Below are 16,184 nucleotides of genomic sequence, written 5' to 3'. Positions count from 1 at the left end.
ATAGGTTAGTTGTTTAGCTTGTTTCGAAGTTCCGATATGGATCTTTTTAGTGTAGGATGATATACATCGGGTGCTATCTCAGCCAAAGGAGCAAGAACAAAATCGCGTTCGTGCATATGAGGATGAGGTATTACCAGATGAGGATACTCTATGATTTCGTTGTCGAATAAAAGCAAATCTATATCTATCGTGCGATCACTGTAAGCTTGATTTACAGATTTAGACTTACGCCCCAGTTCCCGTTCGATAACCTGTGTACATTCAAGTATTTCTAAAGGGTGGAGTTTGGTAGAGACATGACAGGCTGCATTCAGAAATGTATTTTGGGAATCGAAGCCTACGGGTTTCGTTTCATATAAGGACGATAGGGCGATTACTTTGCCTATACGAAGTTCAATTTGTTCGATTGCTGCCTGTATATTTTGTTTCTTATCACCCAAATTGGTGCCTAAAGCGAGATATACATCATGCAAATTGTTGTTATATAGCATCTTATTTTAGTCTGTAGCCTGCTCTGTACACTAGGGTAGGCTCTGCAAATATATATATAAATTACCATCATAAGGTAGATTGGTTCATTTTGGAGATTAGGATTTTTAAGCATTGGGTTAATTAAGGTTAATCTCGCGATGTCCCATTAATCCTTTTGATACTTTTTGTATCTGACTAATATAAGTACGGTAAACTATTGTTACTATACTGTAAATTTTTAAACACTAACCAATTAATTGTACCATTTAAGGTCTCAGACCTTTTTTATTGCTTTGGCAAGTAGATTAACGATAGTTCGTTATAACTTTAAAATTTAGCATTAAATATTTTGTATTACTTAAAAAGACCGGATTATGAAGAAAATTATACTCTCAATAGGATTTTTAATAGCAATGGCCGGTTTCTCAGGAACTGAAGCTGCAAATATAAATGTGAATATTAATATAGGTGTTCAACCTGCATGGGGGCCCGTGGGGTATAATTATGTAGCTTTTTATTATTTTCCCGATATTAATGTTTATTACAATGTAAATCAGGGATTGTTCCATTTTCCACATCGGGGACGTTGGGTTTCGGCTCGTTATCTTCCCGTTATGTATCGTAATTATGATCTGTACGGGCTTTATAAAGTTGTGATTGCCGATAACGATCCTTGGCGTTTTAATACTCGTCATGTACACGATTACAGACATTTTAGAGGTAATAGAAACCAAATAGTTATTCGCAATAGTCACGATAATCGTTACAGAGACAGCCGCCGAAACGAAGTGAGATGGTATGACGATAGTCGCGGTAATAATAAAGATAAAGGGCGTGACAGGGATTACAATAACGGACGTGACAAGGGGCGTGATAATAACGGACGATACACTGCAAGTCAACGTGATAAGGATAAGGATAAGGATGGACGTAAGAGCGATTCCGATCGTAAAAGTAATAGTCGCAGGGAATCGGGTAAATCGGAAAATAAACGTTCCGAACGCTCAAGCAGCAGAACCGATATGAAGTATGCTGAGGTGTCACGTTCAGAGAAGTCTGATAGATCGGATGAAAGAGCTTCTGTCGACAAAAGTAACGGACGTTCGTCAGCTTCGGGGCGAAGATAATTAAGAGGCAGATTCTGTTTGTGTAGCAGTAAGAATCTTTCTACAAAGATATTTTTAAAGGTTTAGGTTTAGTTTTTTAATGGTTTTTTATGGGTGGTACAGGTATTCAAACGCAACATTGGATGCCTGTATTCTCATTTTAAGCTCTCAGAGCTTTTTTTGCTTTGGCAAGTGTAACAAATAGAGGCTGTTACAATCATAAAATATAGCAATAGATATTTCACATTACTTAAATGCTTTCATTTAGCTATATTGCAGTTCGAACAGAGATTAAAAAATATGAAAACGGAAAAACAGAAAATGTTAGCAGGTGAACCCTATTTTGCGGGTGACGCTGAATTGACGAAAGAACGATACAAAGCCAGAAAACTGGTTTTTACATATAATAATACTTCACCCGATGAAGAATCGTTAAGAAAAGAAATCTTATCTCAGCTTTTTGGAAGGGTAGGAGAGTCTATTTTCATAGAACCTGCTTTCAGATGCGATTACGGATATAATATTCATGTCGGAGAAAATTTCTATGCTAATTTCGATTGTGTATTTCTTGATGTCTGTGCAATTACCATTGGCGACAATTGCCTGCTTGCTCCTGGAGTACATATCTATACAGCTACACATCCGCTTGATGCTACAGAACGTACGGCTGCCGTCGAATTGGGAAAGCCTGTATCGATAGGTCATAATGTATGGATCGGAGGTCGTGCAGTAATTAATCCCGGAGTCACTATTGGCGATAATGTGGTGGTTGCCTCAGGATCTGTTGTTACAAAAGACGTACCTTCGAACGTATTGGTAGGGGGAAATCCTGCAAGGATTATAAAGGAGCTGTGATTTAGAGATTATTTTAAACTATAAAAAAGAGGATATATTTATATCCTCTTTTTTATACTAAGTATAAGTGAACATATTTATTTTTGCATCTTGCTAACTAAAACTCCACTTTTATATATATCATATGAAATTTTTCCAGCTTTAACACCGCTCCACTTCCCTGTTAACGTTATTCTTCTACCTGAGTTAGACTTATATGTTGCCAAATATGTCGCTGAAGCTTTATACATAGCAACAACAATTTTCGCTTTATATGTTGTCTTTGCTGGTACTTGAAGATTAAAAGTATAGCTTCTTGAATCAGCTTCTGTTTCGGATTTCCCATATGTCCAAGATGCGGTTGTGGTTTGCGTTACGTTTAGTTGACCTTCTGCTAAAACTGGAATTCCTGTTTTAAATGAAGCTCCAACGCTAAAGCTAAAACCCCTTGTGTCTGAGAAAGAGGATGATTCTGTTGCTGTTTTTGAATACGTTACTGACATTGACTGTGCAACATCTCCGTTATTGTAGACACTAACTTCATCTATGAAGGATGGTATAATTTCAGTTTTATCATCGGCTTCAAGAGTATAAGAAATGCTTTCAAGCTGAAAAGGCTCAACAGGAATAATTTCCCACTGACCCAAAGAGCCAGGATAGTTTCCATCAAAGATTATATTTACACTATTATAAGTCCTTCCATATAAATATTTGGTGCCTTGATTTTGAGTTGTTATTAAAAACTTGTTGTTACTTCCTGTTGGAGCTATTTGTAGCACCATTTTCTCAGGTCCAGTATGTAAAAAAGGATGGGTGCCGTTACTATATAAGTATGGGTTATTATTATGGCAACTTAAGGCTCTTAAACTATAACCGGTACCATATTTGCTAATCACCCACCTTTCACGTCCAGATCCGTCATCTTCATAATTAAAATTCACGGTATAATCCTTTTTCTTGGTACTTATATAAGCTCTTCTTGACTCAGCAACACCACTTGGTAGTGTAATATTGACAGGGATTCCTACCAGCTGATCAATTGGAGATGCTACCACAGCTCGTAGTGCTAATTTATTGTTGTTTTGCTTTTGTTCAAGATCTTCTTGTATGGGGGTACAAACGAGGTGTACATAAAACGGCAAAACATAAAACGGCTTGAAACTGTTTGTAGTAAACGGATATAGCGAAAAAAGACGTGTTTTCCAACTAAAACGAGTTGTGCAAAAAGTTTGCTTTGGCTTTACTTTTGCTTTGCTTTTTAATGGATTTTTTAATCAGTTTTAAGCGGCAGGTTTACTATTGAGGGAAAAACAGGGGTGAAACCTGTGTGTATAGGCGTATTTGAGTTTTTAATGACTCGAGTACGCTTTTTTTATGCTTTGTGGTGAAATTGGTTTGTAGAAACGGAATGAGTGATTAAAAATAGTTTAAAAACCGATTAAAAAGGTCTGAAAAAGCAAGTTATTTATAAGGTGAAAAGGTAGGTGTGATTGGTGAAACGGGCACATTTGAAAAGGCACTTAAAAGGCTTAGCTTCTACAGTTGGTTCTACAGTTGGTTCTACAAAACGGTGTATAAATCATTGCTATATGGATAGGGAAATTATAAAAAGCAGTGCTTTTTTGTATAAAACGGACTTATACATGCAGGAAAATACACATTTAAGGTATGGGTAATATAGGCAAAATTTATGATATTTGATTGTTATACAAGCGTGAAGCCTATAAACATCAAAATGATTTAGAGTATTTAAAGAATAGGGAACTATTCAGTTTTAAGAAGTATTTAAAAATCGATTAAAAACCAATTAAAACATCCTTAAAAAGCAAAACAAAAGCCCCGAATTGAGGGCTTTTGTTTTTTGAGTGCTCGTGAAATTTATGTACAACTCGTTTTATATTTATGTACAACTCGTTTTTGCAATTATACTTGTGAACAGGAAAAGAATAGAATTAGTAAAGAAAATAATAAATAATGTCTTTTCATAATTGTGTAGTTTAAATTTAGAATAGTGTTATATAATACAAAAATACATCATGTTTATTATATATAGTATAACATAAAACGCTTATTTTTCTTATTGTTATGTAGCATTTCAATGAGGTGGTTCTTTTTAATAAAGATTTGGGAGATATAAAAAAGTTAGTAGGGAGCTTTTATTGTATTTGTTAATATTAATTTATATACAATGTTTTTAGAGCATTTAGTTATTGTCTTTTACACACTATTTAGTTAAAAAAATGTTAGAATTAAAATATGTGATAATTTTATTTTTTAGTTTGTCAACTTAACACTAACTTAGTTCTCGAATTTATAGAAATGTTAATTTTTTGATTCTAAAACCTATTTCTGCTTTATATTGATATTATGAAAGTGGTTACTGCTTTTTTACAATTCGGCATTGATAGTCTGTAGTCTTTGATATGTACTCTGTAATATCCAAAATTTATTATATAAGCTAATATGAAAATTTTAAAAAGTGCTTTCATTTTGAGTTTGTTTGCTCTGCCAATGTTTGGGCAAAACAAAGCACCGATCTATCTGGACGAAACAAAGCCGGTAGAACAACGAATAGAAGATGCTCTTTCGAGAATGACTTTGGAAGAGAAAGTTAAGATGTGCCATGCACAATCTAAATTCAGTTCTTCGGGCGTACCTCGCTTAGGAATACCCGAATTGTGGCATGCTGACGGACCTCACGGTGTACGTGCCGAAGTATTTTGGGACGAATGGGATAATGCAGGTTGGACAAACGACTCATGTATTGCTTTTCCGGCTTTGACTGCTCTTGCAGCTACTTGGAATCCTGAAATGGGAGCACTTTATGGTAAAGTAATAGGAGAAGAAGCTCGTTACAGAAAGAAAGATGTACTATTGGCACCTGGTGTAAATATTTACAGAACACCGCTTAATGGTCGTAACTTCGAATATTTGGGCGAAGATCCCTTCTTAACATCGCGTATGGCAGTACCTTATATCAAAGGAGTGCAGTCTAACGGTGTTGCTGCTTGTGTTAAACACTTTGCACTAAACAATCAGGAGATAGCCCGTGGACATATCAATGTGAATGTAAGCGACAGAGCTTTGCACGAAATTTATCTACCTGCATTTAAAGCAGCCGTTCAAGAGGCTGGTGTATGGTCTTTGATGGGAGCTTACAACCAATACAAAGGTCAACATTGTTGTCACAACGAATATCTATTGAACGATATTCTAAAACGTGACTGGAAATTTGACGGTGCTGTAATTGCCGACTGGGGTGGTACTCATAATACTATAGAAGCTGCTAAAAACGGTTTGGATATAGAAATGGGAACTTGGACAGATGGTATGAGATGGAACAAAACAAATGCTTATGATGAGTATTATCTGGCTGTTCCTTTCCTTAGAATGTTGAAGTCGGGTGAATTGAGCGAAGACTTGGTAAACGATAAAGTACGCCGTATTCTTCGTCTTATGTTCAGAACAAATATGAACCAACACAGACCTTGGGGTTCGTTTGGTACAGAAGAGCATATGCTTGCAGGACAAAAAATAGCTGAAGAAGGTATTGTATTGCTGCAAAACAACAACGATGTATTGCCTATCAACTTAAGCAAAACAAAGAAAATTGCTGTAATCGGCGAAAATGCTATCAAAGTGATGACAGTAGGAGGAGGTAGTTCTTCTCTGAAAGTCAGATATGAAATATCTCCATTGCAAGGTCTTAAAGATCGTATAGGATCGGAGTCGGAAGTTGTTTATGCTCGTGGTTATGTAGGTGGAAAATCTACACAACAAGATGGTCTGAGCACAGGACAGGATCTTACTGAAACTCGTTCGGCTGCCGAGCTATTGGCCGAAGCTGTTAAAGTAGCAAAAGAAGCTGATTTTGTGGTATTCATTGGAGGTCTAAACAAAGATGACGGACAAGATTGCGAAGGTAACGACCGTGCTGATATGGGATTGCCTTACGATCAGGATAAATTGATCGGTGAACTGGTTAAAGCAAACAAAAACTTAGCAGTAGTATTAATCTCTGGTAACGCAGTTGCAATGCCTTGGGTAAATCAAGTACCGGCTATCGTTCAAGGATGGTACAATGGTAGTGCTGCAGGAAGAGCTTTGGCTTCGGTATTGGTTGGTGATGTGAATCCTTCCGGAAAATTACCATTTACATTCCCGGTAGCATTGAAAGATAACAGCGCTCACGCTTTAGGAGAATATCCCGGTGACAATGTAAACGTAACATATAACGAGGGTATTTTTGTTGGATACCGTTGGGCTGATAAAGAAAAAATCAAACCATTGTTCAGCTTTGGACACGGATTGAGCTACACTAAATATCAATACGGAAAAGTATCTGTTGATAACAGAACAATGTCGGCAGATGGTACTGTAACAGTAACCGTTCCGGTGAAAAACATAGGTAGCCGTAAAGGCGAAGAGGTTGTACAATTGTACATCAGCGATTTGAAATCGTCATTGCCACGTCCCGTAAAAGAATTGAAAGGATTTAGCAAAATAGCTCTTAATCCGGGTGAAGAAAAGACTGTAAGCTTTGTAATTGATGCTGAGAAATTGAAATTCTATGACGATACACGTCAAGAATGGGTTGCTGAGCCAGGTACATTCGAAGCTATTATTGGAGCTTCTTCTACAGATATTCGCGGAAAAGCTGCATTCGATTTAAAATAAGGTTCAGAACCTTATCGAAGATATGCTTTAAAGAGATAATGAGTTAATTGTTATACTTGATAAAACAAATAGAGGTCATAGACCTTCAAATATTTAGGATGGGTTTAGGGTTGTGAACGTGAGTTTACAACCCTAAATGTTTTCAGATACTTTCTTTGCATTGTAAACAGACTAAAAAAGTCTGTTCCTACTCTTGCGAGTAAGAACAGACAGGTGCAAATCATTATATAAGTAACAACAAATTATTAATCTGTTTCTTTTAAGTCATTAAATTAGTAATTGTACTTGTGCTTATTAAAGCAATAAGATGAAGTACTTCTGATTGTTTTGCGAATAAAAGCCTTTATAGTAAACTCAATTCACTCTCTATATTCTTTCGGGCTTGCTTTTCGTACTTGTTATAGAGGTGTTCAGTCTTGAAAATTCTATCCATAGCAAGAAAATGCTTTAGAATCTTTTTACGTCCTGCCTTGTATTCTTTATCTGTATAGATGAAAAATTCCTTACGCAGATTTTCCGAATATTCTGTATATGCTTGAGTCGATTTGCCCAATATAGCTAAATCGGCATCTATAAACAATTGAGTCGTTATATCATCTCCCGGATTATGTCCCTTTGTCGCTAAAATTTGAAGTATACATTGGGTTGTCTGGTCTTTGGGGAAGCCTATTTCTTGCAGTCGTAATTGAGCTTTATCCGCACTTTGTGCCTCATTGTCACTGCGTAAAGCATTGTAAACGATGTCGTGATAAAAAACAGAGAACATAGCTGTGTCCCAACAAGGAATACTGTCTTTTACATCCGAAAGCTCGCTTATGATAGCTTCTAAATGGTTTAGGTTGTGATAATAACGTCCGGCATCACAATAGTTGATCACTATCTCGTTCCATAAATTTTTGCTTAATAAAGTATCTGCCGTATATTTTTTTACTAATTCTGTAAATATTGTTTTTAGCATAATGCAAGCCGATTTTGTCTTTAAAGTACAGTTAATATAAATCCGGAGATATCCCCTCCGATTTCGCGATTAAATAACCCCTCGCTATAAAGCAATAAACAGGTCTGCGACCTTGCAAACATAAATATAGTAAAAAAATGTATATGAAGGCTCTTTTATATCCGATAATTATTAAGATATTTAAGGTTTCAGACCATTTTATATCTTTGACTGGCGTAATAACTTGTGATAATTTTAATGACAAAACAGGTTATTGAAGTGTAAACACTACTAATATTAAAACTAAAAAAGAAATTCGATGAAGAGTAAAATATGGAGGGTTGTTATTGTTGTTTTATTGTCTATCATTTTATCAATTGCCGTATCTTTTGCTATGCTTCTAATGGTATTCACGGGAACTTCTCCGTTTATAGTAGTTTCTACCTTCATATTTTTAGGGGTACTGATTATTTGGTTAATGGTCTGGGGAGTAAATAAATTAAAAACGAGAATATTATTGTATGTGCTATTAGGTATTATATTGGGCTATGTCACGACTATTGGATGTTTTAGACTTCGGGAAAGTTACATTGCTGATATTCCTACTATTGGTGATGGCGAAGTCGGTTTGCAAGAATATCAACCTTTCAGAGAGGATTCAAAAGCCGTTTACTTAAATGAAGAATCATTTCTAGCTTTAACCACTCAAGATAGCTTACCTCGTATAGACGGAGCTACTGCCCTTTACCCTTTATATTCTGCGTTTGTACAAGCTACTTACCCTCAAAAAGAATACAATCTCTATGATAGTGAAGTTAGAGGAGGAACAACTCCCGAAGCATTCCGCAGGCTTATAGAGGGCGAGGTAGATATTATATTTTGTGCAGCACCTTCTAAGAAGCAAATAGAAGAGGCTAAAGAAATGGGAAAAACATTTAACTTAACGCCTATTGGTCGAGAAGCTTTTGTGTTTTTTGTGAATAAAGAAAACCCTGTACGAGATATAACTTCCGATCAGATCAGACAAATTTACTCAGGTAAAATAACTAATTGGCGTGATGTTGGTGGAAAGAACGAGGTCGTAAAAGCTTTCCAACGTCCCGAAGGAAGCGGAAGCCAATCGATGCTTGAACGTATAATGGGTAATACTTCACTAATGGAACCTCTGCAAAATGATAGAGTGGGTGGTATGGGACGCATCATCGATAGAACTGCCCAATACAAGAATTTCAGCAATGCTATTGGTTATACCTTCTTGTTTTTTGCGACAGGCATGGTTAAGAATGAGCAGATAGCACTTCTCAAAGTAGATGGTGTTTATCCCGATCGTAATACTATTGCAAATAATACCTATCCTTTTGTAGGAGATTTTTATGCCATAACTACCGATACTAAGAATGAGAATGTAACAAGATTTATCGAATGGATACTTTCTCCGCAAGGACAATATCTGGTTGAAAAAACAGGCTATACACCGATAAATAATAAATAAATAAAAAGGCTCAAGTGTAATACTTGAGCCTTTTTATTTATATCGAAAGGATTTGTGATCAATTTCCTTGTAAAGCCTCATCCATTGCTGCAGCAGCTTTGCGACCATCTCCCATAGCTAGGATAACTGTTGCACCACCACGAACAATATCGCCACCTGCATAAACATCCGAAAGATGAGTTTGCATAGTGTCTTGATTGATAACTACTGTTCCCCATTTGGTAACTTCCAAACCGGAGAACGAAGATGGGATAAGTGGGTTAGGAGAAACTCCAACGCTCACAATAACCTCATCAACCTCAACCCATTCGGTTGCATCTTTGATAGGCACAGGTTTGCGACGTCCCGATGGATCAGGTTCGCCCAGCTCCATCTTTTGAAGAAGCATGCGTTGCACACGTCCCTTATCGTCACCTTCATAACAGATAGGATTGTGAAGTGTAAGGAATTCGATACCTTCTTCTTTAGCGTGTTTCACTTCTTCGAGACGAGCTGGCATTTCTTCATCCGAACGGCGATATACTACCATAGCACGTTCAGCACCTAATCGGCGAGCGGTACGTACTGCATCCATAGCCGTATTACCTGCCCCGATGATAGCTACCTTTTTGCCCATTTGGACAGGGGTATCGCTTTCGGGATTCGAGGCATCCATTAAGTTGACACGTGTAAGAAATTCGTTGGCAGACATCACCCCGATAAGGTTCTCACCCGGAATGTCCATAAAGTTGGGTAATCCTGCACCACTAGCTACAAATATACCTTTGAAGCCATCGTTGCGAAGGTCTTCGTGACTTATTGTTTTTCCAACGATGCAGTTCTTGATGAACTTAACACCTATCTTGCGTAATACTTCTATTTCTACATCAACTATTTCGTTGGGTAAACGAAATTCAGGAATACCATATTTCAATACACCACCTATTTCGTGTAGTGCTTCAAATACAGTAATATCGTATCCTCTTTTTGCCATGTCTCCGGCAAAGGATAAGCCTGCGGGACCCGATCCTACTACGGCTATTTTAGTACCATTGCATACAGGTATTTCGGGAGTAGATACTATTCCGTTCAAGCGTTCGTAGTCGGCAGCAAATCTTTCGAGATAACCGATTCCTACTGCTTCTTTTCCCATTTTCTTCACATAGATACATTGTGCTTCGCATTGTTTTTCCTGAGGGCAAACACGTCCGCATACAGCAGGCAATGCACTGGTTTCTTTCAAAGTATTAGCGGCTTCTATAAACTCGCCTCTCTCTATATTCTTTATAAATGTGGGTATATTTATTTCAACAGGGCATCCTGTAACGCAAGTAGGATTGGCACAATCGAGGCAGCGTCCTGCTTCAAATATAGCTTGCTCTTGCGAAAGACCCTGATTTACTTCTTCTTTCAGTTTGTGGCTGCGGTATTCTGCATCCAATTCGGGCATGTGAACACGAGGACGGTCGGCACGTTCTTTTGCTTTTACGCTTTTGCGTAATTCGCTGCGCCATGGCTCTCCCCATTTTTGTTTGATATATTCTTGACGTGTCATCTTCTATTTTGATCGTTTTTTAGGTTTTGGTAGGGGCCTATGCAATACGTCCCCACTTCGATATTCTCGGTTACTTAATTATAGGCTTTTAGTCTCATCAGCATTTCGTCGAAGTCAACTTTGTGTGCGTCAAATTCGGGACCGTCAACACATACAAAACGTGTTTTGCCATCTACCGAAATACGACATGCACCGCACATACCTGTTCCGTCTACCATGATGGTATTCAATGAAGCCATAGTAGGCACATTGTATTTCTGGGTGAGGAGCGATACAAACTTCATCATTATCGCAGGTCCTATGGTTACACACATATCTACCTTTTCGCGATTGATGACCGATTCTACACCATTGGTAACCAAACCTTTTTGTCCGTATGAACCGTCGTCAGTCATAACTATCACTTCATCCGAATATTCGGCTACTTGTTCTTCGAGAATAACCAGATCTTTGGTGCGGGCTGCTAAAACTGATATTACACGATTGCCTGCTTTCTTCATTGCTTCGATAATGGGTAACATGGGTGCGATACCTACACCTCCTCCGGCACAGATAACTGTTCCGAAATTTTCGATGTGGGTAGCTCTGCCCAATGGACCTACTAGATCGGTAATATAATCACCTTCTTGCAGATTGCAGATTTTTTCACTTGATGCTCCTACATTCTGAATGACGAGCGAAATAGTTCCTTTTTCGGTATCCGATTTAGCGATAGTTAGTGGAATACGTTCGCCTTTTTCGCCCACTTTTACCATTACAAAGTGTCCTGCTTTGCGGCTGCGTGCGATAAGTGGAGCCTCTACTACAAACTCTACTACTTGGGGTGAGAAGTATTCTTTACGTACGATTCTATTCATAAGTTTTTTAGTAAATAAAAGTATTTAAAGCTATTCTTTGGAGTCGTAATGGGTTATTCTTGTTTTACTTACCAAAGCAGTAAAAGGTCTAAGACCTTAGTTCGTATGCAAATATACTAAAATGATAGATATGTTGATAGATATTGTCTAACATTGATAGACAAATTGTTTAACTTTTACTAAAAGTAATTGACTTGCCGTTTTTAACGATATTATTTAACAAGATAATTAAACTTTTTTAATATTTATATTACTTAGACAATGAGCATAGCTAAAACTGCATACAGAATTAATATTATGAAAATTAATAGTATGTCTATCCAAAATATAATGAATGCCTTGGTATTTGCGATCCATCGCTTGTTGCCGTAAAATAAGCGGTTTGCTCTGAAGAAGTAAAATACGGCATAGGAAAATACTACAGCATTGACTATACTAGAGAATGTGTCAGGCAGATTGAGCCACTCGAAAGCAGTATTTAATAGGATAACAATAGTTATGCTTAAAAGAAGAAATGAAAAATAGTGGAGTGTGAAGATAGCACTGTCGAAGTATAAAAATTTCTTTTTGCTATTAAACAGCCATAGCCAGAAAGCAAAAATTGGCATATATACAAAAAGTACTTTGGGGAGATTATGTAAGATAAATTCATTTACCTTTGTTTGTTTGTCTTTACTCTTATCTCTTGTGATTTTCAGTAATGCTTTTTTGATATAATATTTTGTATAAGACTTGCCTTTTAATGGTTTTGTAGAGGCAAGTTCACTGTTTTCGGTAATGTTTCTGCCTATATTTATTGTTATGGGTGTTGTACTTGTTTCTGTCGGGTATGTAGTATTCACCTTTAGAATACTTTCTGTCCTATTTTCGTGGTTATTGGATTTCTCGGGTAGAATTCCGGGAATGAAAAAGGCAATGAAACTGATAAATATATATAGTTTTATGGGATCGACATACTTCTTACGTCTTCCACCTATATATTCTTTAGATAAAGTAGCAGGCGAAAAAAGCAGGAGTTTGGTGGTAGACCAGAGTGAACTGTCGTAGTGTAACAAATCCGATACGAAATGTTTAAGCAGATAGATAAAAGAATGCCTGACTTCGGTATTCTCCTGTCCGCAATTCGGACAAAAATGTTCCGCTACAAATCTGCCGCAATTCGTGCAGGTTTTATCTTCTCTTATTTTATGTTTACTCATTGGGTCTTGGAGTAGTTAAAGGTATTTAGTGAATATAAAATAGATTCTATATTATATTCGAGATCAAAGATATATAAATGAGATGAATTTAATTCAAAAAAGACCGTTCTACGATCAGAAAGGTTTTATAGGGATGTATTCTTGATATAATAGTATAAAAAGGCTCTGTTATGTTCTTAAGCTTTAATAAAAGGCTATTAACCTCACCTTATTTTCTTACTTTTGCCGATTATCTATTTTTAAATACCACGAGAGCGCATGTTTGAACGTTTATTGAAGAAAAAAGACATTAATGCAATTCTGCGGGAGGCAGAAGGTAAAAACGATGGATTGAGGCGAAATCTATCAGCAGCAAATCTTGTAACATTAGGTATCGGAGCCATTGTTGGTACAGGTATATTTGTTATAACCGGAACGGCTGCCGCCAATTATGCAGGACCTGCTTTAACAATATCTTTCCTTATATCGGCACTTTGTTGTGTGTTGGCAGGCTTGTGCTATGCCGAGTTTGCTGCGATGATACCCGTTGCAGGAAGCGTTTATTCGTATAGTTATAGTACAATGGGCGAATTTTTAGCATGGTTCATCGGTTGGATTCTTATTCTTGAATATTTGTTTGCCTGTTCGAGTGTTGCCGTTGGGTGGTCGGGTTATATGATGAGCCTCTGCGAAGGGTGGGGTATACATGTGCCGTGGCATCTGGCATATGCGACTTTTGATCATACTTCCGAAGGATGGATAATGACGGGCAGCCTTTTTAATTTTCCTGCGGTATTTATAGTTGCCATCATAACCTCTTTGCTGCTTGGTGGAATCAAGCAATCGGCTCTTATTAATAATGTAATTGTAGTAATCAAAGTAGGTGTAATCCTCTTATTCATCGGCTTTGGTCTATCTCATATCGATCTTGGTAACTGGAGTCCTTATATTCCTGAGAATACCGGCGAATTCGGGAGCTTCGGATGGAGTGGTATTCTTCGTGGAGCAGGAGTGGTTTTTTATGCTTATCTCGGCTTTGATGCCTTGTCTACCGCTGCTCAGGAAGCAAAGAATCCTCAAAAAGATATGCCCAAAGGAATACTTATTTCGCTGCTCGTATGTGCAGTTCTGTATATCGGGGTAACGGCTGTTTTAACAGGTATTGTTAATTATAAAGAATTAGACGTTGCGGCTCCTATTGCTTTGGCTATCGACCGTACGGGTGAAAGCTTGGCGTGGTTGAGTCCTTTTGTAAAACTGGGCGCTATTGCGGGATTAAGTTCTGTTATTCTCGTTATGATGTTGGGGCAGTCTCGTATTTATTATGCTATTTCGAAAGACGGGTTATTGCCTAAGTTCTTTTCGAAAGTTAACCTTAAACATGGCACACCTCAAAATGCAACTATATTTGCAAGTATCGTTACGGGATTGTTTGCAGGATTGTTTCCATTAAATGTACTGAGCGAATTGGTATCAATAGGTACTCTTATGGCATTTATGGTGGTGTGTATTTCTATTGTTGTACTGAGAAAAACCCAACCCGATTTGAAACGACCTTTCAGAACACCCTTTGTTCCCTTTGTACCCCTTTTGGGTGCTGCTATTTGTTTGATGCAAATGGTTGCTCTGCCTTTCAGTACATGGGTTAGATTAATAATATGGACTTTGGTAGGTTTTGTAATCTACTTCGGTTACGGAATTAAACATAGCAAGCTGAACAAAAAATAATTTTCATAAACTAAACAATTTTATCTACACTTATTATGAGTTAAAGTATATCGGGTCGTGTTGACGTGGTGGATTCACTGCGTGGCTTTGCCATCTTTGGTATTTTATTGGTGCATTGCCTGGAGCATTATAATTTCTTTGTTTTTCCATCAGTTGATAATAACCTGCTAAAGTTGTCGGATATTCTTTTAGCGAGTTCGGTATCTTTTATTTATTCGGGCAAAGCATACGCCATATTTGCCTTACTATTTGGTTTCAGCTTCTTTATACAAGACGATAATCAGACGAAGAGAGGGAATGATTTTCGCCCCCGCTTCTTATGGCGTTTAGTATTACTTGCCATGTGGGGTTTTATCAACTGCATGTTTTATACGGGCGATGTATTGGTGCTGTTTTCTATCGTCGGCTTATTGCTGGCTGCTACTGCCCGCCTTTCTAATAAAGTAGTATTTTGCATAGCGGTAGTTTTGCTATTGCAACCGATGGAATGGATTGGTATTATTTGTGCGAATATAAATCCAGACTTTACGTTGAGTAAGAAAATGTTCGATATATATTATGAGCAAACTGTACCTGTACTTACCGATGGAAACTTATTGGAAACAATGGTTATGGGTATAAAATCGGGATTCTTATTTAGTTTCCTGTGGTGGTTCGAAGAAGGACGTATTTTTCAGGTCGGAGCCTTATTCCTGTTCGGAATGCTTATCGGACGTTGTCGCTTGTTCTTAAATGAACCGCAAAATATCAAGTTCTGGCGATATGCACTTATCATAGGCATTGTGTGTTATTTTCCTTTGAAGGGCTTATCTGAAATATTACCCGACTTTATAGAGAGTAAAGCTATCGTTCATCTGGTGGGTGTGATTTTAAGTTGTTATACAAACTTCGCTTTCTTATGTTTTCTGGTTGGTCTGTTTGTTTTATCCTATTATAAAACGAGTGTACACAAGTTGCAGGCTAAATTTGCTCCTTACGGACGGATGAGCCTTTCTATGTATATCAGCCAATCTATATTGGGAGGCTTTGTCTTTTACAGTTGGGGCTTGGGAGCTTCGCATCTTCTATCGCCAACCGCTTCTATCGGTGTCGGGTTAGTTATTTTTGCCATTCAATATACATTTGCTTGTTGGTGGTTGAAATCGCATAAACAAGGGCCTTTGGAGTATGTTTGGGGTAAACTAATGTGGATCGGATCGAAACGTTAAAATGAGCATGAAAATATACTTTAAATGTCTCTAGGTACTTTTTTTGTCTCGATTTAATGAAAAAAGAGCGAAAAGAGGTTAAAAAAACATTATGGAATGTAAATAAAAAAGTATCTTTGGTGACTAAAATAATGACAACTAACATTTTTAACAAAAGCAATA

At 37.4% G+C, this 16,184-nt stretch carries 12 protein-coding genes; 6 read left to right on the top strand and 6 right to left on the bottom strand.

Going from position 1 to position 16,184, the window contains the following annotated elements; all coding sequences use genetic code 11:
- Positions 1–5: 5 nt before the first annotated feature.
- On the bottom strand, positions 6–491 hold the full coding sequence (gene folK, locus CLV62_RS02035) for a 2-amino-4-hydroxy-6-hydroxymethyldihydropteridine diphosphokinase (RefSeq protein WP_110309107.1): 486 nt from the start codon (positions 489–491) through the stop codon (positions 6–8).
- 354 nt (positions 492–845) lie between these two features.
- On the opposite strand from folK, the gene CLV62_RS02030 reads away from it, so the two are divergent.
- Both CLV62_RS02030 and maa read left to right on the top strand, forming a co-directional pair.
- A complete protein-coding gene (locus CLV62_RS02030) occupies positions 846–1,598 on the top strand; it encodes a hypothetical protein (RefSeq protein WP_110309106.1) in 753 nt (250 codons plus the stop codon).
- 279 nt (positions 1,599–1,877) lie between these two features.
- Complete coding sequence (gene maa / locus CLV62_RS02025; protein ID WP_110309105.1) at positions 1,878–2,432, top strand: maltose O-acetyltransferase; 555 nt, start codon at positions 1,878–1,880, stop codon at positions 2,430–2,432.
- Between the two features lie 77 nt (positions 2,433–2,509).
- Here the strand turns inward: maa and CLV62_RS02020 are convergent, their stop codons facing one another.
- Positions 2,510–3,553, bottom strand: a complete 1,044-nt coding sequence (locus tag CLV62_RS02020) for an ETX/MTX2 family pore-forming toxin (protein WP_110309104.1) — start codon at positions 3,551–3,553, stop codon at positions 2,510–2,512.
- A 1,321-nt stretch (positions 3,554–4,874) separates the two neighbouring features.
- Here CLV62_RS02020 and CLV62_RS02015 point away from each other — a divergent pair.
- Positions 4,875–7,088: a glycoside hydrolase family 3 C-terminal domain-containing protein gene (locus CLV62_RS02015; protein ID WP_110309103.1), complete on the top strand. Its 2,214-nt coding sequence runs from the start codon at positions 4,875–4,877 to the stop codon at positions 7,086–7,088.
- Between the two features lie 343 nt (positions 7,089–7,431).
- On the opposite strand, the gene CLV62_RS02010 is transcribed toward CLV62_RS02015, so the two are convergent.
- A complete protein-coding gene (locus CLV62_RS02010) occupies positions 7,432–8,046 on the bottom strand; it encodes an HD domain-containing protein (protein WP_221409206.1) in 615 nt (204 codons plus the stop codon).
- 298 nt (positions 8,047–8,344) lie between these two features.
- On the opposite strand from CLV62_RS02010, the gene CLV62_RS02005 reads away from it, so the two are divergent.
- Positions 8,345–9,517 carry a PstS family phosphate ABC transporter substrate-binding protein gene (locus tag CLV62_RS02005; RefSeq protein WP_110309101.1) on the top strand — a complete coding sequence of 391 codons (1,173 nt, stop codon included), beginning with the start codon at positions 8,345–8,347 and terminating at the stop codon, positions 9,515–9,517.
- A gap of 58 nt (positions 9,518–9,575) precedes the next feature.
- On the opposite strand, the gene gltA is transcribed toward CLV62_RS02005, so the two are convergent.
- The 3 genes from gltA to CLV62_RS01990 all read right to left on the bottom strand — a co-directional run bounded on the left by gltA (position 9,576) and on the right by CLV62_RS01990 (position 13,107).
- Entirely contained in the window at positions 9,576–11,051 is a 1,476-nt protein-coding gene (gene gltA / locus CLV62_RS02000) for an NADPH-dependent glutamate synthase (RefSeq protein WP_110309100.1), read from the bottom strand.
- Between the two features lie 74 nt (positions 11,052–11,125).
- On the bottom strand, positions 11,126–11,908 hold the full coding sequence (locus CLV62_RS01995; protein ID WP_050711456.1) for a sulfide/dihydroorotate dehydrogenase-like FAD/NAD-binding protein: 783 nt from the start codon (positions 11,906–11,908) through the stop codon (positions 11,126–11,128).
- Between the two features lie 254 nt (positions 11,909–12,162).
- The gene (locus CLV62_RS01990) at positions 12,163–13,107 is read right to left on the bottom strand and encodes a DUF3667 domain-containing protein (RefSeq protein ID WP_110309099.1); all 945 of its coding nucleotides are present in this window, start codon (positions 13,105–13,107) and stop codon (positions 12,163–12,165) included.
- A gap of 258 nt (positions 13,108–13,365) precedes the next feature.
- Between CLV62_RS01990 and CLV62_RS01985 the strand changes: the two genes are divergently transcribed.
- Both CLV62_RS01985 and CLV62_RS01980 read left to right on the top strand, forming a co-directional pair.
- Positions 13,366–14,814, top strand: coding sequence for an amino acid permease (locus tag CLV62_RS01985; protein WP_110309098.1), 1,449 nt, complete (start codon positions 13,366–13,368; stop codon positions 14,812–14,814).
- A gap of 68 nt (positions 14,815–14,882) precedes the next feature.
- Entirely contained in the window at positions 14,883–16,022 is a 1,140-nt protein-coding gene (locus CLV62_RS01980; protein WP_245903960.1) for a DUF418 domain-containing protein, read from the top strand.
- Positions 16,023–16,184: the final 162 nt, after the last annotated feature.

This window comes from Indolivaga alginatilytica (genome assembly GCF_003201355.1).
In the GTDB taxonomy this organism is placed as follows: Bacteria; Bacteroidota; Bacteroidia; order Bacteroidales; family Dysgonomonadaceae; genus Dysgonomonas_A; species Dysgonomonas_A alginatilytica.
The sequence above is the reverse complement of the archived record's forward strand: the minus strand, read 5'-3'. Positions and strand labels throughout refer to the sequence as shown.